The sequence below is a fragment of the Pseudomonas sp. KCJK8993 genome (genome assembly GCF_046230915.1).
In the GTDB taxonomy this organism is placed as follows: Bacteria; Pseudomonadota; Gammaproteobacteria; order Pseudomonadales; family Pseudomonadaceae; genus Aquipseudomonas; species Aquipseudomonas piscis.
Window position 1 is genome coordinate 1 of the sequence record NZ_JBJJLO010000103.1, and the last position, 24,114, is coordinate 24,114.

The following is a 24,114-nucleotide window of genomic DNA, read 5'->3' on the forward strand; positions in this document are numbered from 1 at the left end:
TTACATTTTGTGACAAGTAATAGGCGCGCAAGGATAACGATGAGCCGCTTGCTGCTCAATGCAATGTTTCCATTTATTTCCGATGAGTGGTGAAGGACGGTCCAAGGGCGACGATTGCGCCCCTGGGAAATGAGAGGTCAGTTCGCGGTGAGGTACAGCACTCGCAGGCGGTGCCCGTCGGGGTCGAGGGCGAGCAGGGTGTAGCCGAAACCCGTCTCGGTCGGCTCCTGGACGATGGTGATGCCCAGCGCCTGCCAGTGACGATGCAGTTCATCCACCGCTTCGCGGCTGTCCACGGCCCAACCCAGTTCGCCACCGCCCGCGCACGCCTGGGATTCGGGCTTGACGGCCTGCCGGGACCAGAGTCCGAGCTTGATTCCCGAGTCGAGGATGAACAGGGCGAAATCCGTCGAAGCCTGCGCCGGCGGCTTGTCCAGCAGGCGGCTGTAGAAGTCCGCGCTGTCAATGGGGCTATCCACGTAGAGCAAAAAATAGGTGTTGGTGATCATCATGACTCCTGGAGGACTGGATTGCAGCGGCAGCTTATGCGCCGGGGCCGTCAGTTCCTGTCAGGAGTCGCAAGGTGAAAAAGAGGCCCGCTCGCAAGGGGGGGGCGAGCAGGCCTCTCTTGATTGACTGCGGGGCTCAAGGCTTGGACAAGGCCTGGTCTACCGCTGCTATCAGCTTTCCCAGATCCTTCGGGGTGGCTTTGTGAATGACACCGAACAAATAAGCCCGCTGTTCGTCTTCATCACCCAGATCGGCGAAGAAGGCTTTCAGCTTCACTCCCAGTACTTCGGCCAATAGAAATAGAGCTTCAACGCTGGGGGTGTAGGTGCCGGTTTCGAAGCGGCTGATGGTTTTGGGGTCAAAACCGGTTTTTTCACCTAGTTCAGCCTGAGTAAGCCCCGCTACCTTTCGATAGCGCTTGATGGCTGCACCCAAACTTGAAATTTGCATCGCTCAATTCCCATTTAGAATCAAGAACTTAACGATAAATATTGGCATTAGACAACACCATGTTTCATCACCTTGCTTTGCAAAATGTGATGTATTTCGTAGAATCGGCGCCTCGGACAGGTATTTGGTGATCTAGTTTCAGAAGGCAGGTTTATGAAACAAGAAATCATTGCATTTCCCTTGTTCACCTAAACCCAGGACTTGGCAGAGGCTCGAACGTCTCGTAATCCCGCCAACACTTCGTCCGCCGCCTCCATCTGACGCCTTACCTGATCCTAGTTGATCTATGTCGAACCGACGGTCAACCGCGGCGCAAACCCGCTGTACGGCTGCAATCAGGGCGTATCTTCCGATTGAGTTGTACCGCCAGGAAAGTAATCGCCAATCAATTAATGCCGACTCTGGCAACTATTGATTGCAGGCTGTCTATGGAGTTCTAAAGTGCGTCTCAATTTGCCGGTCAACTCTATCGAGCAGACCTTTCCCGACCAGCAGCGGCTCATATCCGCCACCGATACCAGCAGTCACATTACGTACTGCAATGCCGAGTTCGCCGCTATGAGTGGCTTCAGCCAGGGCGAACTGATCGGCAGCACTCACAACCTGGTACGACATCCGGATATGCCGGCTGCGGTGTTCGAATCCATGTGGCGCTATCTCAAGGCCGGGCGCAGCTGGATGGGGGTGGTGAAGAACCGCTGCAAGAACGGCAACTTCTATTGGGTCAGCGCTTATGTCACGCCGATCCTCGAGGACGGGCGACTGGTGGGGTATGAGTCGGTGCGGGTCAAGCCGACCCGGGAGCAAGTGCGCCGCGCCGAAGCCCTGTATGCAAGGCTGCGCGCCGACAAGTCACCGGTCCCGGCGTGGCGGCACCTGGAGGCTGGCGCCCGGCCTTTATTGCTGCCCATGGCCGTCGCCACGGCCTGCCTGGCGGCATTCAACTGGCTGCCGACCCTGGCGGCCCAGGGCCTGACGCTGGCCGGCTTCCTCGGCGTCGGCCTGTTGGCCCAGCGCCACCTGGGACGACAACTCAAGGAGATCGTCAGCAGCACGCCCAACACCTTCGCCGATCCGATCTGCGCCCTGGCCTATAGCGAATCCCTTGGCCCGGCAGCGCAACTGCAGATGATCCTGGTCAGCGAGGAGGCTCGATTGAAAACCGCCTTGACCCGCCTCAGCGACCTGGCCCGGCAAATGGCGGAAGCGGCGGCCGACTCCAGCCAGTTGTCCAGTCGTACCGAGACGGCTCTTTTGGAGCAGCGGGCGGAAACCGACATGACCGCCGCCGCGATGACCCAGATGGCCGCCTCGATCACCGAAGTCGCCGAGCATGTGCAGCACACCGCCAGCGAAGCCCATACCGCCAACCTGCTGGCACAGCAGGGCAGCGAGGTGGCAGGCACTTCCCGTGATGCCATCCAGGTGCTGGCGCGCACGGTCACCCAGATCAACCAGGCGGTGGGCGACCTGGCCGGGCAGACCCAGGACATCATGGTGGCGGCGAGCGTGATCCAGGCAATCGCCGACCAGACCAACCTGCTGGCCTTGAATGCGGCCATCGAGGCCGCAAGGGCCGGTGAACAAGGGCGCGGGTTCGCCGTGGTGGCCGATGAGGTGCGGGCCTTGGCCGGCAAGACCCGGGAGTCCACCGAACAGATCCAGGGCATCATCCACAGCCTGAGGGCCGGGGCCGACGAGGCGGTGCAGATCGCCAGCCTGGGGATCGAGGAAGCCGAGCAGGGGGTGCGGCAGGTATTGCAGGCGCAGCAGGCCTTGCTAGGCATCGGCGCCGCGGTCGAGCGCATCACCGATATGAGCCAGCAGATGGCCGCCGCTTCCCAGGAGCAGTCCCATGTAGCCGAATCGGTGTCGGAACAGATCAACAGTGTCGCCGCCACGGTGCAGCGCACTGCCGAGAACGCCAGCGCCGGGGTTCTTCGCGGCGCCGAGCTGGAAAACATCTCTTGCGGGCTGCATGCCCTGGTCGAGCGGTTCAACCGCTAGCGACAGTGAGTTCGACTCATGGATGAGAAATACCGCAGGGCCGTCGATGCCGCCGCCATTTTTTCCGAAACCGACCTGGCCGGGCGCATCACCTATGTCAACGATCTGTTCTGCCACATCTCGGGCTACAGCCGTGAAGAGCTGATCGGCGCCGACCACAGCATGCTCAGTTCCGGGCTGCATGCTCCGGAGTTCTTCGCCGAGCTGTGGCGCACCATCACCCGTGGCCAGGTTTGGAAGGGCGAGATCTGCAACCGCGCCAAGGACGGCAGCCTGTACTGGGTCGACAGCACCATGGTGCCGCTGGTGGACCAGCGTTCGGGGCGAGTGGTGCGCTATGTGTCGATTCGTTTCGATGTCAGCGAAAAACGCCAGCTCCTGCATTCCTTGCAATGGCGGGTCGGGCATGACGTGCTCACTGGGCTGCCCAATCGCGCGTTCCTCTCCGACCGGCTGCACCAGGCCCTGGAATTCTCCCGCCAGGAAGAAATTCCCCTGGCGGTATGCATGCTCGACCTCGATGGCTTCAAGGCAGTCAACGACGGTTATGGCCATGCCTGTGGCGACCTGCTGCTGGTGGAAGTGGCCGCGCGGCTGCGCTCGATCATTCGTGGCGAAGACGTGGTGGCGCGCCTGGGGGGCGACGAGTTCGTGCTGATCCTGCGTTACGTGCGCGACATGCTGGAGTTGCGCGCCGCGTTGCAACGGGTGCTGGCCACCATTTCCCAGCCGTATTCGATCCAGGGCAAGGACATCAATGTCTTCGCCAGTATCGGCGTGACCCTGTTTCCCGCCGACAACCAGGATGCCGACACCCTGCTGCGCCATGCCGATCAGGCCATGTACGTGGCCAAGCAGAGCGGCCGCAACCGCTTCCACCTGTTCGATGTATTGCGCGATCGCGAGGTGATGGTCACCTACCAGACCGTCGAGCAGGTACGCCAGGCCCTGGACGGCGGGCAGTTGCGGTTGTTCTTCCAGCCCAAGGTGAACATGCGCAGCGGGACCGTGGTGGGCCTGGAGGCCATGTTGCGCTGGCAGCATCCGCAGCGCGGATTGCTGGCGGCCCACGAGTTCCTGCCCCAGGTGGAAGAGACCGACTTGATCGTCGATATCGGCGAATGGGTCATGGATGGCGTGATGGACCAGTTGCAATCCTGGCAGGCCGCCGGGCAGCAGTGGCCGGTCAGCCTGAATGTCGCCGCCCGGCATTTCCAGCGGGCGGATTTCGTCGAGCGGCTCAAGGGCATGCTCGATCGTTATCCGGACGTTTCTCCAGCCTTGCTGGACCTGGAAATCGTCGAGTCGGTGGCCATCGATAACATCCGCAAGGTCAGCGATTGCCTGGATGCCTGCCAGGGTTTTGGCGTGCAGTTCTCCCTGGGCGACTTCGGCACCGGGCATTCGTCCCTGAGCTATCTCAAGCACCTGCGGACCCAGACCATCAAGATCGACCGGTTGTTCGTGCGCGACATGCTCCACGACCAGGACGACCAGGCGCTGGTCCAGGCCCTGGTGGGGTTGGCCCAGGCGTTTGGCCGCCAGGTGGTGGCCGAGGGCCTGGAAAGCCTGGCCCATGGCGAGCGCCTGATGGCCCTGGGCTGCGAGGTGGCCATGGGCGACTTCATCGCCGCGCCGATGCCGGCGGGCGCCGTGCTGGAGTGGGCCCATCGCTATCTGCCGCCGCCAGCCTGGCGCGTCGGTTCTCAGGGCGTGGCCGAGGCTTGCGCGGGCGGGTTGGAGTCGACGTAGCGCTGGACAATGGCATCGATTTCGCCGGATTCCTTCATTTGCCGCAGGGTACCCAGGATCTCTTCGCCCGGTACGGCCGGATCATTGCGCACATAACAACCTACGGCCTGGTCCTGCACCAGGGCGACCCCATGCAGCGGGTTGTCGCTGGCCTGGGTCTTGTTGAACCAGTCCAGGGTCCACTGGCTGGCGATGGCGTAGCGGTAGCGGCCCACCACCAGCTTCTGCAATACCTGCTGCTCGTTGCGCGCGTCATCGCGAATCAGCAGGTTGGCGTCGAACAGTGGCTGCAAGGGAGCATAGGTATAGCTCAGGACCGTGCCGATGTGCTGGCGCGGCAGGTCGTCGAGCTTGATGACGGCGGGTACCGGGCTGGTGCTCACCAGCAAGTTGCGCTGACGGAACAGCGGAGCGCTCCACAGGTAGTCGGCGGACGGAACCGGCAGCCAGGCCGGGGCGGCGTAGCAGCGCACGTCGACTTCGCCCTGGGCCATGGCCTTTTGTACCCGGGCCCGGGCCAGGACATGGAATTCGGCGCGCAGGCCCAGGTGCCGGGCCAGGCTGTCCATGGTGTCGTAGAGAATGCCGCCGCTGGGGCGGTCGTCCTCCAGTGCGATGGCCGGCATGGCCCAGCTGTCGGCGACGACGAAGCGCAGGGGCGGTTCCGTGGCATGCAGGTTGCCGCAGAGCAGAAGCAGGGCGCCTGGGATCCAGCGCATAGAGTCTCCGGGTGTCGGCGAGCGGGCAAGCCTTGGCAGAAGGCAGCTTAGACAGATTAGACGAGCGCGCCGGATGCAATTTCGCCCTTGCTCCGCTAGCATTACCGGCTTCCGCTTTCCAGTTGCGACGGTTTTCGATGAGTTATCAGGTTCTTGCACGTAAATGGCGTCCGCGCTCGTTCCGCGAAATGGTCGGCCAGACCCATGTGCTCAAGGCTCTGATCAATGCCTTGGACAGCCAGCGGCTGCACCATGCCTACCTGTTTACCGGTACGCGCGGGGTGGGCAAGACCACCATCGCGCGGATCATTGCCAAATGCCTGAATTGTGAAACGGGCATCACTTCCACGCCGTGCGGCACCTGTTCGGTGTGCACCGAGATCGACGAAGGGCGCTTCGTCGACCTGATCGAGATCGATGCCGCGAGCCGGACCAAGGTGGAGGACACCCGCGAACTGCTGGACAACGTGCAGTATGCCCCGAGCCGCGGGCGCTTCAAGGTCTACCTGATCGACGAAGTGCACATGCTCTCCAGTCACTCGTTCAACGCCCTGCTCAAGACCCTCGAGGAGCCGCCGCCCTACGTCAAGTTCATCCTGGCGACCACCGATCCGCAGAAGCTGCCGGCGACCATCCTGTCCCGCTGCCTGCAGTTCTCCCTGAAGAACATGACCCCCGAGCGGGTGGTCGAGCACCTGAGCCATGTGCTGGGTGTGGAGAACGTGCCGTTCGAGGATGACGCCCTGTGGCTGCTGGGCCGCGCCGCCGACGGATCGATGCGCGACGCCATGAGCCTCACCGACCAGGCCATCGCCTTTGGCGAGGGCAAGGTCATGGCCGCCGATGTCCGGGCCATGCTCGGCACCCTCGATCACGGCCAGGTCTACGATGTGCTCCATGGGCTGATCGAGGGCGATGCCAAGGCTCTGCTGGAGGCGGTACGCCACTTGGCGGAGCAGGGGCCGGACTGGAACGGCGTGCTCTCGGAGATCCTCAACGTGCTGCACCGGGTGGCCATCGCCCAGGCGCTGCCCGAGGGCGTCGACAACGGTCACGGCGATCGCGAGCGAGTGCTGGCCCTGGCCCGGGCCCTGCCGGCCGAAGATGTACAGTTCTATTACCAGATGGGCCTGATTGGCCGGCGCGACCTGCCCTTGGCGCCTGACCCGCGTGGCGGTTTTGAAATGGTCCTGCTGCGGATGCTGGCCTTCCGGCCGGCGGATACCGCGGATGCACCGAGACAATCGCTAAAGCCAGTGGGGATCAGCCAGGCCACAGTTGATTCCGCCCAAGCCGTGGCGGCGCCAGCAGCGGTCGAGTCCGTTGCCGCGCCTGTGGCCAGTGTGCCGCTCGCTTCGGCCCCTGCCGCCTCTCCTGCTGCGCAGCCGGTAGCCGATCCGGCCGCTGCGCCAACGCCAATACCTGCGCCAGCACCCGAGCCGACCCCGGCCCCGGTCGAAGCCGAGCCTGAACCTGAGCCGGTACAGGCCGAAGAGGTGGTCGACCTGCCGTGGAACGACCCGGTGGAGCCGCCGCTGGAGCAACAGCCGGCCGTGGAGCCGATGCTGGATGTCATCGCCGAACCACCGGAGCTGCCAGCCGTCCTGACCCCGGTGCCGGACAGCGTGGTGCCGGACGTCCCGGAGTGGGCCAGTGCGCCGATGCCCGAGCCGAGCGTGGCCGAGGTGGATGCCGCGACCCCGGGGATCGACCTGGACGACGAGCCACCGCTGGACGAGGACTACATCGAGCCGGACATGGATTCGGCCTACAGCTACCTCGATGAACTGGCCAGCGAGCACACCGCCGAGCCAGCCCCGGAACCCGAGCCGGAGCCGGCCGCCATGCCGGCCACCGGCCTGGCCCTGGAGTGGCTGGAACTGTTTCCGAAGCTGCCTATTTCCGGGATGACTGGCAGTATTGCCGCCAACTGCACCCTGATCGCGGTGGACGGTGATCAGTGGCTGCTGCACCTGGACCCGGCCCATAGCGCGCTGTTCAACGCCACCCAGCAGCGCCGCCTCAACGAGGCACTGAACCAGTACCACGGGCGTACGCTGACGCTGAACATCGAACTGATCAAGCCCGAGCAGGAAACCCCGGCCCAGGCCGCGTCCCGGCGTCGCGCCGACCGTCAGCGCGAGGCGGAGGAATCGATTCATGGCGATCCGTTCATCCAGCGGATGGTCCAGGAGTTCGGTGCGGTGGTGCGCCACGATACCATTGAACCTGTCGAGGCCCCGGCCGCGCAGGGTTGAGCATTTAACTTAAAGGGCGCCGGCCAAGGGTCGGGCGCCGTTCTCATCACCATACTTGAGGTAATTACCATGATGAAAGGTGGCATGGCCGGCCTGATGAAGCAGGCGCAGCAGATGCAGGAAAAGATGGCCAAGATGCAGGAAGAACTGGCCAACGCCGAAGTCACCGGCAAGGCTGGTGGCGATATGGTCAGCGTGGTCATGACCGGTCGTCATGACATCAAGCGCGTGAGCATCGATCCAAGCCTGCTGGAAGGCGTCAGCGACGACGATCGCGAAGTGCTGGAAGACCTGTTCGCCGCCGCGGTGAACGACGCCGTGCGCAAGATCGAAGCCAACAGCCAGGAAAAGATGTCCGGCATGACCGCCGGCATGCAGCTGCCTCCGGGCATGAAGCTGCCTTTCTGATTCGCTGCGGCGTATCGGATTGCAACGAACAATGCCAGGCCCGGAGCCTGGCATTTTTTTGCCCATCGATTGGCCCGGCGGGGGCCGAAACGCCCTGTGTGAAGCTGCGGCCAGGGGCAGAAACATCGAACACCGGTGCCTGGCCATGGTCTGCACCCTATACAGTCTTGTCCATTCATCGATAACGGAGTGTCTGGGATGCCGCAAACAATGACCCTCAATCAGCGTGTGGTACTGGTGTCGCGCCCCCAGGGCGCGCCGGTTCCGGAGAACTTTCGCCTGGAGCGGGTGGCGTTGCCGGAGCTGGCGGACGGCCAGGTGCTGCTCAAGACCCTGTACCTGTCCCTGGACCCTTATATGCGTGGGCGCATGAGCGATGCGCCATCCTACGCGGCGCCGGTGGAAATCGATGAAGTCATGACCGGAGGCGCGGTGAGCCGGGTCGAGCGTTCGCTGAATCCCAAGTTCCAGGAAGGCGATCTGGTGGTGGGCGCCACCGGCTGGCAGAGCCACTGCATCAGCGATGGGCGCAACCTGGTGCCAGTGCCGGCGGGCTTGCCCAGCCCGTCCATGGCCCTGGGTGTGCTGGGCATGCCTGGCATGACCGCGTACATGGGCTTGATGGACATCGGCCAGCCCAAGGCCGGGGAGACCCTGGTGGTGGCCGCGGCATCCGGGGCGGTGGGTTCGGTGGTGGGACAGGTGGCCAAGCTCAAGGGCCTGCGCGTGGTGGGAATCGCCGGTGGGGCCGACAAATGCCGCTACGCGGTGGAGGAACTGGGATTCGATGCCTGTATCGATCACAAGAGCCCGGAGTTCGCCGACGAACTGGCCCAGGCGTGCTTCAAGGGCGTGGATATCTATTTCGAGAACGTCGGCGGCAAGGTGTTCGACGCGGTGCTGCCGTTGCTCAATGCCAAGGCACGCATCCCCTTGTGTGGCCTGATTGCCCAGTACAACGCCCAGGAGCTGCCGGCGGGGCCGGATCGCCTGCCGCTGCTGCAACGCAGCCTGCTGACCAAGCGGGTGCGGATCCAGGGGTTCATCGTGTTCGACGACTACGGTGATCGCCAGCCGGAGTTCATCAAGGCCATGGCGCCCTGGGTGCGCGAGGGTAAGGTCAAGTTCAAGGAGGATGTGGTCGAAGGCCTGGAGCAGGCGCCGCAGGCGTTCATCGGCCTGCTGGAAGGGCGCAACTTCGGCAAGCTTGTGGTCAAGGTCGCCACCGACGGGAGCATTTGACGCTATCCCGGGGCGCGGGTATAAACCGCGTCTCGTCGTTTTGTCGGACCCTTGCCCATGAGCTTCAGCCCCCTGATTCGCCAACTGATCGATGCCCTGCGCACCTTGCCCGGGGTGGGGCAGAAAACCGCCCAGCGCATGGCCCTGCAGCTGCTCGAGCGTGATCGCAGCGGCGGTCTGCGCCTGGCCCAGGCCCTGAGCCAGGCCATGGATGGGGTGGGGCATTGCCGCCAGTGCCGGACCCTGACCGAAGACGAACTCTGCCCGCAGTGCGCCGATCCGCGTCGCGATGACAGCCTGCTGTGCGTGGTCGAGGGGCCGATGGATGTCTACGCGGTGGAGCAGACCGGCTATCGCGGTCGCTATTTCGTGCTCAAGGGGCACCTTTCGCCCCTGGACGGTCTGGGGCCGGAAGCCATCGGCATTCCGCAATTGCTGGCGCGGATCGAAGAGCAGGGCACCTTCAGCGAGGTCATCCTGGCCACCAACCCCACGGTGGAGGGCGAAGCCACCGCCCACTACATCGCCCAGCTGTTGACCGACAAGGGCCTGATCACTTCGCGGATCGCCCATGGTGTGCCCTTGGGGGGCGAGCTGGAGCTGGTGGACGGCGGCACCCTGGCCCATTCCTTCGCCGGACGCAAACCCATCACCCTGTAACCCGATCCGTCTGCCGGCGGACGGATCTTTGCGCTCCCTTGAAAACCAAGCAAGCGCTTGGTAAGTTCCTTCGACCCTTCAGAGGAGCTTGCCGATGTCTGTCTGCCAGGAATACTTCGATCCCAGCCACCAACTGATCCGTGACAGCGTGCGACGTTTCGTCGAGCGCGAAATCCTCCCCGAGATCGAGCAGTGGGAGGAGGCCGAGAGCTTTCCCCGTGAGTTGTATCTCAAGGCCGGCGCGGCCGGCATCCTCGGTATCGGTTATCCGGAAGTCCTGGGGGGCAGTCACGAAGGCGACCTGTTCGCCAAGGTCGCCGCCAGCGAAGAGTTGATGCGCAGCGGTTCCGGCGGCCTGGTGGCGGGATTGGGCTCGCTGGATATCGGCCTGCCGCCCATCGTCAAGTGGGCGCGTCCCGAGGTTCGCGAGCGTGTGGCGCCCCTGGTGCTGTCCGGAGAGAAAATCTGCGCCCTGGCGGTGACCGAGCCCGGCGGCGGTTCCGACGTGGCCAGCCTGCAGACCCGCGCAGTGCGCGACGGCGATCATTATCGGGTCAGCGGCAGCAAGACGTTCATTACCAGTGGTGTGCGCGCCGATTTCTACACCGTGGCCGTGCGTACCGGCGAGCCGGGTTATGGCGGTATCAGCCTGCTGTTGATCGAGAAGGGCACGCCCGGCTTCACCGTGGGCCGGCAGTTGAAGAAGATGGGGTGGTGGGCGTCCGATACCGCCGAGCTGTTCTTCGAGGACTGCCGGGTGCCGGTGGGCAACCTGATCGGTGTCGAGAACATGGGGTTCGCCTGCATCATGGGCAACTTCCAGAGCGAACGCCTGGCCCTGGCGTTAATGGCCAACATGACTGCGCAGATGGCCGTGGAAGAGAGCCTGAAATGGGCACGCGAACGCGAGGCGTTCGGCAAGCCGGTGGCCAAGTTCCAGGTGATCAAGCATCGGCTGGCGGAAATGGCCACGGCTGTGGAGGTGTCCCGGGAGTTCACCTACCGCCAGGCGGCCAAGATGGCCGCCGGCCAGAGCGTGATCAAGGAAATCTCCATGGCCAAGAACTTCGCCACCGACACTGCCGATCGCGTCACCTACGACGCGGTGCAGATCCTCGGTGGCCTGGGCTACATGCGCGAAAGCCTGGTGGAGCGCCTGTATCGCGACAATCGCATCCTGTCCATCGGCGGTGGTACCCGTGAGGTGATGAACGAAATCATCAGCAAGCAGATGGGGCTATAGTCGTCCCGGGGCCGCGATGGCACGCCTGGTCAGCGTTCGGTCAGGGAGAACTGGGTCAGGCAGAAGGTCGGGATGCCCATGTCCTGGAGCTTTTGCGATCCACCAAGCTCCGGCAGGTCGATGATGGCTGCGGCTTCATGGATCTTCGCGCCCATGCGCCGTACCAGGTTGGCTGCGGCGATCAGCGTGCCGCCGGTGGCGATCAGGTCATCGAACATCAGCACCGAGTCGCCCTCGCACAGGCTGTCGGCATGGACTTCGAGGAAGGCTTCGCCGTATTCGGTCTGGTAGCCCTCGGCCAATACGTCCGCTGGCAGTTTGCCTTGCTTGCGAAACAGGATCAGCGGTTTGTTCAGCTGGTAGGCAATGATCGAACCGATCAGGAAGCCCCGGGCATCCATGGCGCCGATGTGGCTGAAGTCTTCTTCGACATAGCGCTGGGCGAAACTGTCGGCCACCAGGCGCAGGGCCCGTGGAGACTGGAACAGGGGGGTGATGTCGCGGAAGATCACGCCCGGCTTCGGGAAGTCGATGACGGGGCGGATCAGGGATTTGATGTCGAAGGAATCGAAGGCCATCTGCAGGTGTCCTGGCGGGCGAAATAAGCCGCGCCAGTATACCCGCGACCGAGCCGCTTGGCTCAGTCGCAGCGCCTGTGGATCAGGCGTCCACCGAGCCGCCGGCCAGGGCGCAGAGCTGGATCGGGTCGAGGATGTGGACTTCCTTGCCTTCGGCGGCAATCAGTTCGTTCTGCTGGAAGCGGGTGAACACCCGGGACACGGTTTCCACCGCCAGGCCCAGGTAGTTGCCGATTTCGTTGCGCGACATGCTCAGGCGGAACTGGTTGGCAGAAAAACCCCTGGCACGGAAGCGCGCCGACAGGTTCACCAGGAAGGTGGCGATGCGCTCGTCAGCGGTCTTTTTCGACAGCAGCAGCATCATCTGCTGGTCGTCGCGGATCTCGCGGCTCATGACCCGCATCAACTGGCGACGCAGTTGTGGCAGCTGCAAGGCCAGTTCGTCCAGGCGCTCGAAGGGGATCTCGCACACCGAGGTGGTTTCCAGGGCCTGTGCCGAAACCGGATGGCTCTCGGTATCCATGCCGGACAACCCCACCAGCTCGCTGGGCAGGTGGAAGCCGGTGATCTGTTCTTCGCCGCTGTCGCTGAGGCTGAAGGTTTTCAGGGCTCCCGAGCGGACGGCATAGACCGAGTCGAAGCCATCACCCTGACGGAACAGGAATTCGCCTTTTTTCAATGGGCGGCCACGTTTGACGATTTCGTCCAGCGCGTCCATGTCTTCCAGATTCAGAGAAAGTGGCAGGCAGAGAGGTGCCAGGCTGCAGTCCTTGCAATGGGCCTGGTTATGAGCGCGCAGTTTAACTGGCTCGGACATTCTAGAATCCTTGTGGGAAAGCACACATAAGCCGTAAGGGTAACTCACGGGAGGAGGTTCCGGCCAGTCCGTGCCGTGTTGATGATCCGTCGTAAAGCAATCCTTTAATGGGTCGATAGCCTGTTAACAGAAGCAACTTGGAGATGCGCGGTTATGTCCTCCGTTGGCGGTATTACTAATGGCAGCAATAACTTGCAGCTGTTTTCAGAGTCCTCGAAAACCGCTGATGACGAAGAACTAAGGATTTCTCCGTTAGTTGCCGAACCGTCATCGCGGGAGGGCGTCAAAGTGTCGCTGTCCGGGGCCGGGCTGAAGAAATCCTCCAAGGCTGCCGGGGACGACAGCGACATCGAGGAAAGTGGCTTGCCCCAGACCATTCAGCAAATCCTCAAGATGATCAGGAAATTGCAACAACAAATTTCAGAGAAGACCGCCGAGCTGCAGGCGGTCATGGCCGACAAGCGCTTGAGCCCCGAAGAAGCCAGGATCAAGGTCGGTGGCCTGCAAGCGGCCCTGGCCACTCTCAACGGTGGCTTGCTGTCTGCCAATGCCTCCCTGGTCAAGGCAATGAGGCAGGAAAGCCTGACCCCGGAGCAAGTGATGAAGGCCGCTGCGCTGCTGATGAAGTCCTAGCGACGCTACGAAAGGGAGCCGGGCTTCGATCATGTTGTGGGCTCGATGTTCGGCAAGTTTTCGTGCCCGTCTTAAATGACTCGGGAAAAACGCTGGCGGTTTTGCTGGGCCAGGTAAGCATCGAACACCATGCATACCGAACGTACCAGCAGGCGCCCCGCCGGCAATACCGTAATGCCCTGGTCGTTTAGTTCGATCAGGCCATCGTCGGCCATCTCCTGCAAGTTTGCCCATAGTTCATGGAAATAACCGCGGAAGTCGATATTGAATGCCTGCTCGATGTTTTCGAACTCAAGACTAAAGTTGCATATCAGTTGTTGAATTATTTCACGGCGCAGATGGTCGTCGGTATTGCAAACCAAGCCGCGACTTGTCGCTAGTTGTGCTCCCGCCAAAGTATTTTGATAGTGGGCCAGGTCACTGCTGTTCTGGCAGTACAGGTCGCCGATCTGGCTGATGGCCGAAACCCCCAGGCCAATCAGGTCGCAATGGCCGTGGGTGGTATAGCCCTGGAAGTTGCGTTGCAGGGTCGACTCTTCCTGGGCTATGGCCAACTCGTCATCGGGCAGGGCGAAATGATCCATGCCGATGTAGCGATACCCGGCGGCGGTCAGCTGTTCGATGCTGCGTTGCAGCATCTGCAGTTTTTCCGCGGGAGCCGGCAGTTCGCTGCTGTTGATCCGGCGCTGTGGCATGAAGCGCTCGGGCAGGTGCGCGTAGTTGAATACCGAGAGCCGATCCGGTTGCAGGCTGATGACCTCGTCCACGGTCCGTGCGAAGTTCTCCGGCGTCTGCTTGGGCAGGCCATAGATCAAGTCGATGTTGATGGAGCGGAACTGCAGGGTCCGGGCCGCCTCGATCACTGCGCGGGTTTCCTCCAGGCTCTGCAAGCGGTTGACCGCACGTTGCACGGCCGGGTCCAGGTCCTGCAGGCCGATACTGACCCGGTTGAAACCCAGCTCCCGCAACAGGCCCATGGTCGACCAGTCGGCCTCCCTGGGATCGATCTCGATACCGTAGTCGCCGGAGTCGTCGTCGAGCAGGTTGAAGTGCTTGCGCAGCAAGGCCATCAGCTGGCGCAGTTCGTCATGGTTGAGAAAGGTCGGTGTGCCGCCACCGAAGTGCAGTTGCTCGACCCGCTGGTTCGGGGCCAGGTGGCAGGCGATCAATTGCATCTCCTGCTCCAGTCGCTGCAGGTAGGGCAGCGCGCGGCTGCGGTCCTTGGTGATGACCTTGTTGCAGGCGCAGTAGTAGCAGATGTTGGCGCAGAACGGGATGTGTACGTACAGCGACAGCGGGCGCTGGGCCTTGCGGCTGTCGCGCAAGGCGTGCAGCAGGTCGAAGGCGCCGACCTGGCTGTTGAATTGCACAGCGGTCGGGTACGAGGTGTAGCGTGGGCCCGCCAGGTCGTAGCGGCGGATCAGATCTGTGTCCCAACGAATGGCGTCGAGCATGCGGGAATTCCCCCGGATAGGCTGGCAATGCTCGCGAGTCTAGGGGGTAGGGGCTGAAGCCATCTTGATTTGTATCAAGGGTGTTCCGAGGCGGCTGGGGTAGCGCTTCGCGAAGGTTTCAGTGGCCCATCAACCAGTGCTGGTGCGGACCTGGCAGGGTCCAGATGCCGAACAGCATGACCAGCAGGCCGCCGGCCAGGCGTACGCTGCGACGGCGCAACAGGGCCGTGACCCGTTCCGCCGCCAGGCCGGTGGCCAGCAGGACCGGCCAGGTGCCCAGGCCGAAGGCCAGCATCAGCAGCGCGCTGTCCAGGGCGTTGCCCTGGCTCGCCGACCACAGCAGGGTGCTATAGACCAGACCGCAGGGTAGCCAGCCCCAGAGTGCGCCGAGTACCAGGGCCCGCGGCAGGCTGGACACCGGCAGCAGGCGGCTGGCCAGGGGCTGGATATGCCGCCACAAGCCCTTGCCCAGGGCCTCGATGCGGGTCAGGCCGCTCCACCAGCCGGCCAGGTAGAGGCCCATGGCGATCAGCAGCAGCCCGGCCAGGGTGCGCATGAACAGGGCCAGGGGGCTGTTGGCCACTGCCCAGCCCGCCAGGCCCAGCAGCAGGCCGGCCAGGGCGTAGCTGAGGATGCGCCCCAGGTTGTAGGCCAGTAGCAGGCGCAGGCGCCGCCCACGTTGTTCCTGGGGGATGGCCAGGGTCAGGGCGCCCATCAGGCCGCCGCACATGCCCAGGCAGTGGCCGCCGCCGAGCAGGCCGAGGATCACCGCGGAAACCAGTAGTGGAGCCAGCTCAAGCATGGGGCGGTTCCGATTTCTTGGCCTGATCCTGCTCGGCGGCCGGTTGGCCCTTGGCGGCATCCACCGCGGCGGTGTGGCTTGGATCCTGGTCGTCGAACAGGATGCTGTGGGCCGGGCCGTCGAGATCGTCGTATTGGCCGCTGTCGACGGCCCAGAAGAAGATGTAGATGGCAATGGCCACGATCAGCAGGGCGGCCGGGATCATCACGTAAAGAGCTGGCATCTGGGACTCCAGGCCCGGCGACTCAGGCCGGCAGCGGGCGGGTTGCGGGGGCTTCGGCGCTGTCGGCCAGCCGCGGCATGCGGGTCAGGCGCAGGGCGTTGAGCACCACGGTCAGGGAACTGATGGACATGCCGACCGCGGCCCAGACCGGAGTGATCCAGCCAAGGGCGGCGAACGGCAGCATCAGGCCATTGTACAGCCCTGCCCACAGCAGGTTCTCGATGATCACCCGACGAGTCCGGCGAGCCAGGCTGAAGGCCTGTACCAGGGCCTCCAGGCGATTGGACAGCAGCACCGCATCGGCGCTGGTCTTGGCCAGGTCGGTGGCCGAGCCCATGGCCACGCTGATATCGGCGGCGGCCAGCACCGGCACGTCGTTGACCCCGTCGCCGAGCATCAGCACCTTGCGGCCCTGCTGGTGCAATTGCTGCAACACTTGCAGCTTGTCGTCCGGGCGCAGGCCGCCGCGGGCTTCGTCGATCTGCAATTGCGCGGCGACGCTGGCGACCATCGGCGAGCTGTCCCCGGACAGCAGCAAGGTGTGCCAGCCGCGGGCCTTGCAGGCTGCCAGCAGGGCCGGGGCATCGCTGCGCAGGCAGTCGTCGAGCACTAGCCAGGCGAGGGCGTCCTGGGTATCGCCGAGCAGCAACCACTGGCCGGCTTCATCGGGCATTTGCGGTACCGCGCAACCGCTGAGTTGGCAGACGAACGCCGGTTGGCCGATCCGCAGGCGCTGGCCCTGGACCGATCCTTCCAGGCCCAGCCCCGGGCTGCTGGTGACATCCTCGGCGGCCACCGGTGCCCGGCCGAACGCCTTGGCGATAGGATGTTCGGAGCGGTTTTCCAGGGCCGCGGCCAGGCTCAGGCAAGCATCGCCGGACAGGCTGCCCAGGGGGCGGATGGCGCGCAGGGCCAGGCGGCCTTCGGTCAGGGTGCCGGTCTTGTCGAAGATCACCGTATCGATCTGGTTCAGACCTTCGAGGACATGGCCGCGGGTCAGCAGCAGGCCAAGCTTGTGCAGGGTGCCAGTGGCGGCGGTGAGAGCCGTGGGGGTGGCCAGGGACAGCGCGCAGGGGCAAGTGGCGACCAGCATCGCCAGGACGATCCAGAAGGCCCGTGGCGCGTCCAGTTGCCACCACAGCAAACCGATGGCGGCTGCGGCTATCAGCGACAACAGCAGGAACCACTGGGCGGCGCGATCGGCCACTTCGGCCAGGCGGGGTTTTTCGGCCTGGGCCCGGTCCAGCAGGCGGACGATGGCCGACAGGCGAGTGTCCTGGCCCAGGGCCCGGACCTCCACGGTCAATGCCCCCTCGACGTTCAAGGTTCCGGCGGTGACGGTATCGCCCAGGCCCCGGGGTTGTGGCAGGTATTCGCCGGTGAGCAGCGATTCGTCGACGCTCGACTGGCCGTCGAGGATCTTGCCGTCCGCCGGCAACACCGCGCCGGGATGCACCAGCACCCGGTCGCCCAGGCGCAATTCGCTAAGCAGGATGCGTTCGCTCTGGCCGTTTGCGTCCAGGCGCAGGCAGGAGGCCGGTAGCAGGTTGACCAGTTGCGCGGTGGCCGCCGCAGTCCGTTCCCGGGCTCGGCGCTCCAGGTAGCGGCCGGCGAGGAGGAACAGGGCGAACATGCCCACCGCGTCGAAATACAGCTCGCCGACTCCGCTGATGGAGGTCCAGATGCCTGCCAGGTAGGCCCCGCCGATGGCCAGGGACACCGAGACGTCCATGGTCAGGTGGCGAGTGCGCAGGTCACGCATCGCGCCCTTGAAGAACGGCGCGCAGCTATAGAAGACGATAGGAGTGGTGAGGAACAGCGCGACCCAGCGCAGGATGGTGTGCAGTTCCGGGCTCAGGTCGATGTTGAATTCCGGCCAGGTGGCCATGGTCGCCATCATTGCCTGGAACCACAGCAGGCCGGCCACGCCCAGTTGGCGTAGGGCCAGGCGGTTCTCGCCAGCCAGTTGCTCGCTGGCTTTGTCCGGCTGGTAGGGATGGGCGGCGTAGCCGATCTGGCGCAGCTGCGCGAGCAACTGGCTCAAGGGCAGCTCGCTGTCGGCCCAGCTCACGTGCAGGCGATGATTGGACAGGTTGAGCCGGGCTTCGGCCACTGCCGGCAGGCTGCGCAGGTGCTTCTCGATCAACCAGCCGCAGGCGGCGCAACTGATGCCTTCCATGAGCAGGGTGGTCTGCGCCAGTTCGCCCTCGTGGCGGACGAAGGGCTGTTGCACATCGGCGCGATCGTACAGCGCCAGTTCATCCACCAGTTGTACCGGCAAGGCCTCGGGGTTGGCGGATGCTTCACTGCGGTGGCTGTAATAGTGCTCCAGGCCACCGGCGACTATCGCCTGCGCGACCGCCTGGCAACCCGGGCAGCAGAACTCCCTGGATTCGCCGAGCACGACGGCGGTGAACCGGCTGCCGGGAGGAACCGGCAGGGCGCAGTGGTAGCAAGGCAGTGGCGTGGTCATCGGCAGTCTTTTGGCTCTGGGAAAAACTCATCGCCGGCCAGTCGACTCCTGCCTGGGGGCAGGGAGGCGGCAGGCCGGCGATGTATGGCGGGTGTCGATCAGTTCAGGTCTTCGGCGCCTTGCAGCGGCTCGTCGCCCAACAGCAGGTCCTTGTCGTGGCTGACCTGTTCTTCCTCGAACATGCGCCAGGTCTTGTCGCCCTCGACCCCGAGCAGCTCGACGAAGCGCCGGCCCTCGACCTTGTCGTTCACCTGGCCGATGTAGCGACCGTGTTCGGTTTCGCTGCGGGTCAGGACGATCTTGCGATCCTTCTCTGGCTGGGTCGGCGAGATCAGGTTCAGCTCAAGGCTCTTGGGCTGGCTGTCGCCGCTCAAGCGCAGTTCGACTTCGCCGGTCAGGTCGTCGAGGTGCACGCTGGCGCGCATCTTCAGCGTTTGTGCCAGCAGCTCGCGGTCCAGGGAGCGGTTGATGCCTTTGCCGGCCTCGTAGTAGTTGTCGTTGACCAGGTTGTCCGGGTTGTTCACCGCAATGGTCACCATGGACAGGGTCAGGGCTACCGAGCAGGCGAGGATGCCGATGATGATCCAGGGCCAGAGGTGCTTGTACCAGGGGGTTGTGGCGACGGCTGTAGGCATGCTCATTTCTCTTAACGAATTTGTGGGCCGATGAATCGGCTCTTGGCTTCGACCTGGACGCTTTCGTCATCGATGTCCTTGAGGATGAACTTCACCTCGTTGGTGGTCGATGGCAGTTGTTCCGGAGCGATCGACAGCTCCGCGGGCATGCTGACGATGTCGCCAGCCACCACATGGATTTCGCGCTTGCCCTGCAGCTTAAGGTCCGGCAGGCCGGTGGCGTCCAGTACATAGGTATGGTCGCGCTGGTCCTTGTTCATGATCTTCAGGCTGTAGACGTTCTCGATCCGGCCTTCGGCGTTCTCGCGGTACAGCACCCGGTCCTTGCTGACGTCGAAGCCCACCAGCGAGCGCATCAGGAACGCGGTGACCAGCAGGCTGATCATGGTCAAGAGCACCAGGGCATAGCCGATCAGGCGCGGACGAAGTTTATGGGTTTTCTGTCCGGAAAGGTTGTGTTCGGTGGTGTAGCTGATGAGACCGCGAGGGTAGTCCATCTTGTCCATGATGCTGTCGCAGGCATCGATGCAGGCGGCACAACCGATGCACTCGATCTGCAGGCCGTCGCGGATGTCGATGCCGGTAGGGCAGACCTGGACGCACATGGTGCAATCGATGCAGTCGCCCAGGCCCTGGGCCTTATAGTCGGCGCCTTTCTTGCGTGGGCCACGGCCTTCGCCCCGGCGTGGGTCGTAGGACACGATCAGGGTGTCCTTGTCGAACATCACGCTCTGGAAGCGGGCGTAGGGGCACATGTAGATGCACACCTGCTCACGCAGCCAGCCGGCGTTGCCGTAGGTGGCCAGGGTGAAGAACCCGACCCAGAAATAGGACCAGCCATCGGCCTGGCCGGTGAAGAAGTCGATGACCAGTTCACGGATCGGCGAGAAGTAGCCGACGAAGGTCATGCCGGTGACGAAACCGATCAGCAGCCACAGGCTGTGCTTGGCGAACTTGCGCAGGAACTTGTTGGCGCCCATGGGTGCCTTGTCCAGCTTGATCCGCTGGTTGCGGTCGCCTTCGGTGACCTTTTCGCACCACATGAAGATCCAGGTCCAGACGCTCTGCGGGCAGGTGTAGCCGCACCAGATGCGCCCGGCGTAGACGGTGATGAAGAACAGGCCGAAGGCGGCAATGATCAGCATGCCCGACAGCAGGATGAAGTCCTGGGGCCAGAACGTGGCGCCGAAGATGAAGAACTTGCGCTCCGGCAGGTTCCACCAGACGGCCTGGTGGCCGCCCCAGTTGAGCCAGACGGTACCGAAGTACAGCAGGAACAGGCCGGCACCGCCCACCATGCGCAGGTTGCGGAACAGGCCGGTGAAGGCACGGGTGTAGATTTTTTCTCTGGAGGCGTAGAGGTCGACGCTTTTGCTGGCGTTTTTGGCAGGCGGGGTTACATCGTGTACAGGAATCTGATTGCTCATCATTGCATCCCACGGCAGTGGAAAAATGCCTCGGCCAGTACGTGCCGACCGGGGTCAAAAGGGGTGTTGCAGTGGCGCAATGATACGCCTGTCGCTCTAGGGCAAGGGTGCGACCTTTGGTCGCGTTGGGGGAAGTCAAGCGATAGTGTAATGACCTGAATCAATTGACTTGTGGATTATGGACGGTTTTGCACTCCATGCCGTTCGAATCTTTCATGGCTTCGGAAAAATCCCTGGGCAGTTGTCGGCTTTACCTTGGGTTTTTATGCGTTACGAAGGGCATTTGGGGCAGAGAACGGCGCCCAATGAAAACGGCCCCGCCAACATGCGTTGGCGGGGCCGTTCGGGTATCGCCTTCAGGCCATGCGCTTATTCGGCGTCGGCCTGCTTGTCACCGTGGGACAGGCTGTAGACATAAGCCGCCAGCAGGTGGACCTTGTCGTTGCCTTGCAGTTGCTCCTGGGCAGGCATCACGCCCTGGCGACCATGGCGAATGGTCTGCTGCAACTGGGCGAAGCTCGAACCGTAGATGAACGCCGCCGGGTGGGTCAGGTTGGGTGCGCCCATGGCTGGGGTGCCCTTGCCTTCAGGACCGTGGCAGACGGCGCAGTTGGCGGCGAACAGCTTCTGGCCATTGGCCGGGTCGGCCTTGATGCCTTCCGGCAGCTTGCGACCATCGAGGTTGGTCAGGACATAGGCGGCAACGTCGCTGACGCCTTGTTCCTTGATCACATCCACCCAGGCCGGCATCACGGCGTGACGACCGCCCATGATGGTGGCCTTGATGGTTTCCGGCTCGCCGCCCCAGCGCCAGTCGGCGTCGGTCAGGTTGGGGAAGCCATAGGCACCCTTGGCATCGGAACCGTGGCAGACCGAGCAGTTGGAAGCGAACAGGCGGCCGCCCATTTTCAGGGCTTGCGGATCCTTGGCGACTTCCTCGATCGGCATGGCTGCGTATTTGGCGAAGATCGGACCGAACTTGGCGTCGGACCGAGCCATTTCCTTTTCCCACTCATGCACGCCGGTCCAGCCGGACTGGCCGTTGGCGAATGCGGTCTGCTTCTCGTTATCAAGGTAGTTGTAGCCAGGCAGGAGACCTTTCCAGTTGCCCAGGCCGGGGTACAGCACCAGGTAACCCAGGGCGAAGACGATGGTGCCGACGAACAGCATGAACCACCATTTCGGCAGTGGGTTGTCGTACTCCTCGATCCCGTCGAAGGCGTGGCCGACCGTCTCGTCGGTCTGCTCGGCGCGCTGGCCCTTGCGGGTCGACAGCAGCAGCCAGGTCAGGGCGAAGATGGTACCCAGACTGAGGACTGTGACGTACAGACTCCAGAACGTAGTCATTCTTTGTTACTCCTAGAAGCTTGCTCGACGTGCTTGATGGCGTCGGGGTCATCCGCGAACGGCAGCAAGGTCGCGTCGTCAAACTCGGACTTGCGCTTGGGGCTGAACACCCAGAGTGCCAGGCCGACGAAGGCCACCATCACGACAAGGGTGCCCAGGCCACGAATCATCCCGATATCCATCTAGATCACCGTTTGCTTTTGATGATGGTGCCCAGGCCTTGCAGATAGGCCACCAGCGCGTCCATTTCGGTCTTGCCCTTCACGGCATCCTTGGCTCCGGCGATGTCTTCGTCGGTGTAGGGAACGCCGAGCGCGCGCAGGACTTCCATTTTCTTCGCGGTGTCCTTGCCGTCGAGCTTGTTTTCTACGAGGAACGGATAAGCCGGCATCTTCGACTCGGGGACAACGTTGCGCGGGTTGTACAGGTGCGCACGCTGCCAGTCATCGGAGTAGCGGCCGCCAACCCGGGCCAGGTCCGGACCGGTACGCTTGGAGCCCCACAGGAATGGATGATCCCAGACGCTTTCACCGGCTACCGAGTAGTGGCCATAGCGTTCGGTTTCGGCACGGAACGGACGGATCATCTGCGAGTGGCAGCCGACACAGCCGTTGGCGATGTAGATGTCACGACCTTCCAGTTCCAGCGCGGTGCGTGGCTTCATGCCTTCCACCGGCTTGTTGGTGACGTCCTGGAAGAACAGCGGGACGATCTGGGTCAGGCCGCCGATGCTGACGGCGATGACCATGAAGAAGGCCAGCAGGCCAATGTTCTTCTCGACTACTTCATGCTTCATCAGTGAGCTCCAACTACAGCGATCTGAGCAGCGGCTTCAGCTTCCGCCGGGTTCGAGGCGCGCACGGTACGGAATACGTTGTACGCCATGATCAGCATGCCGGCGGCGAAGAAAGCACCGCCCAGGGCGCGGACGATGAAGCCCGGGTGACTGGCTTGCAGCGCTTCGACGAAGGAGTAGGTGAGGGTGCCGTCGTCGTTGATCGCACGCCACATCAGGCCCTGGGTGATGCCGTTGACCCACATCGAGGCGATGTAGAGCACGGTACCGATGGTCGCCAGCCAGAAGTGGGTGTTGATCAGGCCGATGCTGTGCATCTGCTGACGACCGAAGACTTTCGGGATCAGGTGGTACAGGGCGCCAATGGAGATCATCGCTACCCAGCCCAAGGCACCGGCGTGTACGTGGCCGATGGTCCAGTCGGTGTAGTGGGACAACGAGTTGACGGTCTTGATCGCCATCATCGGACCTTCGAAGGTCGACATGCCGTAGAACGCCAGGGACACCACCAGGAAGCGCAGGATCGGGTCGGTGCGCAGCTTATGCCAGGCGCCCGAGAGGGTCATCATGCCGTTGATCATGCCGCCCCAGCTCGGAGCCAGCAGGATGATCGACATGGCCATGCCCAGCGACTGCGCCCAGTCCGGCAGCGCGGTGTAGTGCAGGTGGTGCGGGCCAGCCCAGATGTACAGGGTGATCAGCGCCCAGAAGTGCACGATGGACAGGCGATAGGAGTAGATCGGACGCTCGGCCTGCTTGGGCACGAAGTAGTACATCATCCCCAGGAAGCCGGTGGTCAGGAAGAAGCCCACGGCGTTGTGGCCGTACCACCACTGAATCATCGCGTCGGTGGCGCCGGCATAGGCCGAGTAGGACTTGAAGAAGCTGACCGGCAGGGAGGCGTGGTTGACGATGTGCAGCATCGCCGTGACCACGATGAAGGCGCCGTAGAACCAGTTACCCACGTAGATGTGCTTGGTCTTGCGCTTGGTGATGGTGCCGAAGAACACCAGGCCGTAGGTGACCCACACGATCGCCAGGAGGATAGCCAGGGGCCATTCCAGTTCGGCGTATTCCTTGGTGGTGGTGTAACCCAATGGCAGGGTCACGATGGCACCGACGATCACCGCCTGCCAACCCCAGAAGGTGAAGGCCGCGAGGCTGTCGGAAATCAGTCGCGTCTGGCAGGTTCGCTGCACGACATAGTAAGAGGTGGCAAACAGTGCACATCCACCGAAGGCGAAGATCACCAGGTTGGTGTGCAGTGGGCGCAGGCGTCCAAACGTCGTCCATGGCAGGCCGAAGTTCAACTCCGGCCAGACCAGTTGCGAGGCGATGAAGACACCGAGCCCCATGCCAAGGATCCCCCAGACCACCGTCATGATGGCGAACTGGCGGACTACCTTATAGTTATAAGCAGTCGGACTGATTGCTGTGCTCATTTCTAAGGTTCCACGGTTTGGGTGTTTTATTAGGGATAAAAATCGGTCGCAAGTATGGAGAAAGCAGGGGGTCATTGCAACGCGCCATGACCTGCGTCAATGCGTTCCATGCCTGATTCTGCGGCCTTTCCCTATGCCGAGTAGGGACAAAAAACACCCTCTGACAAACAGTCGCAGTGGACAAAAAAATCGGGGGTGTCAGGTCAGTTGTAACCGGGTGTGTTCAAGCCCCTTGAAC

Annotated in this window: 23 protein-coding genes and 1 pseudogene; 9 read left to right on the top strand and 15 right to left on the bottom strand. The window is 63.0% G+C overall.

Translation table 11 applies throughout. The features are described 5' to 3' along the window. Positions 1-137: 137 nt before the first annotated feature. Together ACK6AU_RS25030 and ACK6AU_RS25035 are read right to left on the bottom strand one after the other, a co-directional pair. Positions 138-509 carry a VOC family protein gene (locus ACK6AU_RS25030; RefSeq protein ID WP_185699601.1) on the bottom strand — a complete coding sequence of 124 codons (372 nt, stop codon included), beginning with the start codon at positions 507-509 and terminating at the stop codon, positions 138-140. A gap of 136 nt (positions 510-645) precedes the next feature. Next, the gene (locus ACK6AU_RS25035) at positions 646-960 is read right to left on the bottom strand and encodes a helix-turn-helix domain-containing protein (RefSeq protein WP_185699602.1); all 315 of its coding nucleotides are present in this window, start codon (positions 958-960) and stop codon (positions 646-648) included. Positions 961-1,401: 441 nt separating this feature from the next. Here ACK6AU_RS25035 and ACK6AU_RS25040 point away from each other — a divergent pair. From ACK6AU_RS25040 to ACK6AU_RS25050, 3 genes and pseudogenes are all read left to right on the top strand, one after another. Beyond that, positions 1,402-1,683 (top strand): annotated as a pseudogene (locus ACK6AU_RS25040) (PAS domain-containing protein); the annotation flags it as partial. 186 nt (positions 1,684-1,869) lie between these two features. Beyond that, positions 1,870-2,967, top strand: a complete 1,098-nt coding sequence (locus tag ACK6AU_RS25045) for a methyl-accepting chemotaxis protein (RefSeq protein WP_409302086.1) — start codon at positions 1,870-1,872, stop codon at positions 2,965-2,967. A gap of 18 nt (positions 2,968-2,985) precedes the next feature. Then, positions 2,986-4,719, top strand: coding sequence for a putative bifunctional diguanylate cyclase/phosphodiesterase (locus tag ACK6AU_RS25050; protein WP_409302064.1), 1,734 nt, complete (start codon positions 2,986-2,988; stop codon positions 4,717-4,719). On the opposite strand, the gene ACK6AU_RS25055 is transcribed toward ACK6AU_RS25050, so the two are convergent. Next, positions 4,674-5,438 (bottom strand): substrate-binding periplasmic protein, encoded by a 765-nt coding sequence (locus ACK6AU_RS25055; RefSeq protein WP_409302066.1) that lies wholly within the window; start codon positions 5,436-5,438, stop codon positions 4,674-4,676. The genes ACK6AU_RS25050 and ACK6AU_RS25055 overlap by 46 nt on opposite strands. A 137-nt stretch (positions 5,439-5,575) precedes the next feature. Between ACK6AU_RS25055 and dnaX the strand changes: the two genes are divergently transcribed. From dnaX to ACK6AU_RS25080, 5 genes are all read left to right on the top strand, one after another. Beyond that, on the top strand, positions 5,576-7,696 hold the full coding sequence (gene dnaX / locus ACK6AU_RS25060) for a DNA polymerase III subunit gamma/tau (RefSeq protein WP_185699606.1): 2,121 nt from the start codon (positions 5,576-5,578) through the stop codon (positions 7,694-7,696). A gap of 69 nt (positions 7,697-7,765) precedes the next feature. Next, positions 7,766-8,104 carry a YbaB/EbfC family nucleoid-associated protein gene (locus tag ACK6AU_RS25065; protein ID WP_031321305.1) on the top strand — a complete coding sequence of 113 codons (339 nt, stop codon included), beginning with the start codon at positions 7,766-7,768 and terminating at the stop codon, positions 8,102-8,104. Between the two features lie 198 nt (positions 8,105-8,302). Beyond that, positions 8,303-9,346 (top strand): NADP-dependent oxidoreductase, encoded by a 1,044-nt coding sequence (locus ACK6AU_RS25070; RefSeq protein WP_409302069.1) that lies wholly within the window; start codon positions 8,303-8,305, stop codon positions 9,344-9,346. A gap of 57 nt (positions 9,347-9,403) precedes the next feature. Continuing rightward, on the top strand, positions 9,404-10,006 hold the full coding sequence (gene recR / locus ACK6AU_RS25075; RefSeq protein ID WP_185699608.1) for a recombination mediator RecR: 603 nt from the start codon (positions 9,404-9,406) through the stop codon (positions 10,004-10,006). 94 nt (positions 10,007-10,100) lie between these two features. Further along, positions 10,101-11,249 carry an acyl-CoA dehydrogenase family protein gene (locus ACK6AU_RS25080; RefSeq protein ID WP_409302071.1) on the top strand — a complete coding sequence of 383 codons (1,149 nt, stop codon included), beginning with the start codon at positions 10,101-10,103 and terminating at the stop codon, positions 11,247-11,249. Positions 11,250-11,278: 29 nt separating this feature from the next. Here ACK6AU_RS25080 and ACK6AU_RS25085 read toward each other — a convergent pair whose 3' ends face one another. Both ACK6AU_RS25085 and fnr read right to left on the bottom strand, forming a co-directional pair. Beyond that, positions 11,279-11,827, bottom strand: coding sequence for an adenine phosphoribosyltransferase (locus ACK6AU_RS25085; protein ID WP_022643316.1), 549 nt, complete (start codon positions 11,825-11,827; stop codon positions 11,279-11,281). 82 nt (positions 11,828-11,909) lie between these two features. Further along, on the bottom strand, positions 11,910-12,644 hold the full coding sequence (gene fnr / locus ACK6AU_RS25090) for a fumarate/nitrate reduction transcriptional regulator Fnr (protein WP_022643317.1): 735 nt from the start codon (positions 12,642-12,644) through the stop codon (positions 11,910-11,912). 288 nt (positions 12,645-12,932) lie between these two features. Here fnr and ACK6AU_RS25095 point away from each other — a divergent pair, with 288 nt between their 5' ends. Further along, complete coding sequence (locus ACK6AU_RS25095; RefSeq protein WP_409302074.1) at positions 12,933-13,277, top strand: hypothetical protein; 345 nt, start codon at positions 12,933-12,935, stop codon at positions 13,275-13,277. Positions 13,278-13,348: 71 nt separating this feature from the next. Here the strand turns inward: ACK6AU_RS25095 and hemN are convergent, their stop codons facing one another. From hemN to ccoN, 10 genes are all read right to left on the bottom strand, one after another. Further along, positions 13,349-14,731, bottom strand: coding sequence for an oxygen-independent coproporphyrinogen III oxidase (hemN, locus tag ACK6AU_RS25100; protein ID WP_185699612.1), 1,383 nt, complete (start codon positions 14,729-14,731; stop codon positions 13,349-13,351). A 118-nt stretch (positions 14,732-14,849) separates the two neighbouring features. After that, the gene (locus ACK6AU_RS25105; protein WP_185699613.1) at positions 14,850-15,533 is read right to left on the bottom strand and encodes a sulfite exporter TauE/SafE family protein; all 684 of its coding nucleotides are present in this window, start codon (positions 15,531-15,533) and stop codon (positions 14,850-14,852) included. Further along, on the bottom strand, positions 15,526-15,756 hold the full coding sequence (gene ccoS, locus ACK6AU_RS25110) for a cbb3-type cytochrome oxidase assembly protein CcoS (RefSeq protein ID WP_185699614.1): 231 nt from the start codon (positions 15,754-15,756) through the stop codon (positions 15,526-15,528). Before ccoS ends, ACK6AU_RS25105 begins: the two co-directional genes overlap by 8 nt. A gap of 22 nt (positions 15,757-15,778) precedes the next feature. Beyond that, a complete protein-coding gene (locus tag ACK6AU_RS25115) occupies positions 15,779-18,229 on the bottom strand; it encodes a heavy metal translocating P-type ATPase (RefSeq protein ID WP_409302077.1) in 2,451 nt (816 codons plus the stop codon). A 98-nt stretch (positions 18,230-18,327) separates the two neighbouring features. Further along, positions 18,328-18,864, bottom strand: coding sequence for a FixH family protein (locus ACK6AU_RS25120; protein WP_409302079.1), 537 nt, complete (start codon positions 18,862-18,864; stop codon positions 18,328-18,330). 11 nt (positions 18,865-18,875) lie between these two features. After that, positions 18,876-20,291: a cytochrome c oxidase accessory protein CcoG gene (gene ccoG / locus ACK6AU_RS25125; RefSeq protein WP_409302081.1), complete on the bottom strand. Its 1,416-nt coding sequence runs from the start codon at positions 20,289-20,291 to the stop codon at positions 18,876-18,878. A gap of 369 nt (positions 20,292-20,660) precedes the next feature. Beyond that, the gene (ccoP, locus tag ACK6AU_RS25130; protein ID WP_185699618.1) at positions 20,661-21,638 is read right to left on the bottom strand and encodes a cytochrome-c oxidase, cbb3-type subunit III; all 978 of its coding nucleotides are present in this window, start codon (positions 21,636-21,638) and stop codon (positions 20,661-20,663) included. Next, positions 21,635-21,820 carry a cbb3-type cytochrome c oxidase subunit 3 gene (locus tag ACK6AU_RS25135; protein WP_031321312.1) on the bottom strand — a complete coding sequence of 62 codons (186 nt, stop codon included), beginning with the start codon at positions 21,818-21,820 and terminating at the stop codon, positions 21,635-21,637. Before ACK6AU_RS25135 ends, ccoP begins: the two co-directional genes overlap by 4 nt. A gap of 5 nt (positions 21,821-21,825) precedes the next feature. After that, entirely contained in the window at positions 21,826-22,434 is a 609-nt protein-coding gene (gene ccoO / locus ACK6AU_RS25140; RefSeq protein WP_409302084.1) for a cytochrome-c oxidase, cbb3-type subunit II, read from the bottom strand. Then, positions 22,434-23,876 (bottom strand): cytochrome-c oxidase, cbb3-type subunit I, encoded by a 1,443-nt coding sequence (gene ccoN / locus ACK6AU_RS25145; RefSeq protein WP_022643328.1) that lies wholly within the window; start codon positions 23,874-23,876, stop codon positions 22,434-22,436. Before ccoN ends, ccoO begins: the two co-directional genes overlap by 1 nt. Positions 23,877-24,114: the final 238 nt, after the last annotated feature.

Excerpts from the sequence above, each read along its gene's own strand:
- ACK6AU_RS25035 (WP_185699602.1), bottom strand. The coding sequence starts at position 960 with ATGCAAATTTCAAGTTTGGGTGCAGCCATCAAGCGCTATCGAAAGGTA.
- ACK6AU_RS25030 (WP_185699601.1), bottom strand. The coding sequence starts at position 509 with ATGATCACCAACACCTATTTTTTGCTCTACGTGGATAGCCCCATTGAC.
- ACK6AU_RS25115 (WP_409302077.1), bottom strand. The coding sequence starts at position 18,229 with ATGACCACGCCACTGCCTTGCTACCACTGCGCCCTGCCGGTTCCTCCC.
- dnaX (WP_185699606.1), top strand. The coding sequence starts at position 5,576 with ATGAGTTATCAGGTTCTTGCACGTAAATGGCGTCCGCGCTCGTTCCGC.
- ccoP (WP_185699618.1), bottom strand. The coding sequence starts at position 21,638 with ATGACTACGTTCTGGAGTCTGTACGTCACAGTCCTCAGTCTGGGTACC.
- ccoG (WP_409302081.1), bottom strand. The coding sequence starts at position 20,291 with ATGAGCAATCAGATTCCTGTACACGATGTAACCCCGCCTGCCAAAAAC.
- ACK6AU_RS25105 (WP_185699613.1), bottom strand. The coding sequence starts at position 15,533 with ATGCTTGAGCTGGCTCCACTACTGGTTTCCGCGGTGATCCTCGGCCTG.
- ACK6AU_RS25080 (WP_409302071.1), top strand. The coding sequence starts at position 10,101 with ATGTCTGTCTGCCAGGAATACTTCGATCCCAGCCACCAACTGATCCGT.
- ACK6AU_RS25045 (WP_409302086.1), top strand. The coding sequence starts at position 1,870 with ATGGCCGTCGCCACGGCCTGCCTGGCGGCATTCAACTGGCTGCCGACC.
- hemN (WP_185699612.1), bottom strand. The coding sequence starts at position 14,731 with ATGCTCGACGCCATTCGTTGGGACACAGATCTGATCCGCCGCTACGAC.
- ACK6AU_RS25120 (WP_409302079.1), bottom strand. The coding sequence starts at position 18,864 with ATGCCTACAGCCGTCGCCACAACCCCCTGGTACAAGCACCTCTGGCCC.
- ACK6AU_RS25085 (WP_022643316.1), bottom strand. The coding sequence starts at position 11,827 with ATGGCCTTCGATTCCTTCGACATCAAATCCCTGATCCGCCCCGTCATC.
- ACK6AU_RS25050 (WP_409302064.1), top strand. The coding sequence starts at position 2,986 with ATGGATGAGAAATACCGCAGGGCCGTCGATGCCGCCGCCATTTTTTCC.
- ACK6AU_RS25055 (WP_409302066.1), bottom strand. The coding sequence starts at position 5,438 with ATGCGCTGGATCCCAGGCGCCCTGCTTCTGCTCTGCGGCAACCTGCAT.
- recR (WP_185699608.1), top strand. The coding sequence starts at position 9,404 with ATGAGCTTCAGCCCCCTGATTCGCCAACTGATCGATGCCCTGCGCACC.
- ccoO (WP_409302084.1), bottom strand. The coding sequence starts at position 22,434 with ATGAAGCATGAAGTAGTCGAGAAGAACATTGGCCTGCTGGCCTTCTTC.
- ACK6AU_RS25065 (WP_031321305.1), top strand. The coding sequence starts at position 7,766 with ATGATGAAAGGTGGCATGGCCGGCCTGATGAAGCAGGCGCAGCAGATG.
- ACK6AU_RS25135 (WP_031321312.1), bottom strand. The coding sequence starts at position 21,820 with ATGGATATCGGGATGATTCGTGGCCTGGGCACCCTTGTCGTGATGGTG.
- ccoS (WP_185699614.1), bottom strand. The coding sequence starts at position 15,756 with ATGCCAGCTCTTTACGTGATGATCCCGGCCGCCCTGCTGATCGTGGCC.
- fnr (WP_022643317.1), bottom strand. The coding sequence starts at position 12,644 with ATGTCCGAGCCAGTTAAACTGCGCGCTCATAACCAGGCCCATTGCAAG.
- ccoN (WP_022643328.1), bottom strand. The coding sequence starts at position 23,876 with ATGAGCACAGCAATCAGTCCGACTGCTTATAACTATAAGGTAGTCCGC.
- ACK6AU_RS25070 (WP_409302069.1), top strand. The coding sequence starts at position 8,303 with ATGCCGCAAACAATGACCCTCAATCAGCGTGTGGTACTGGTGTCGCGC.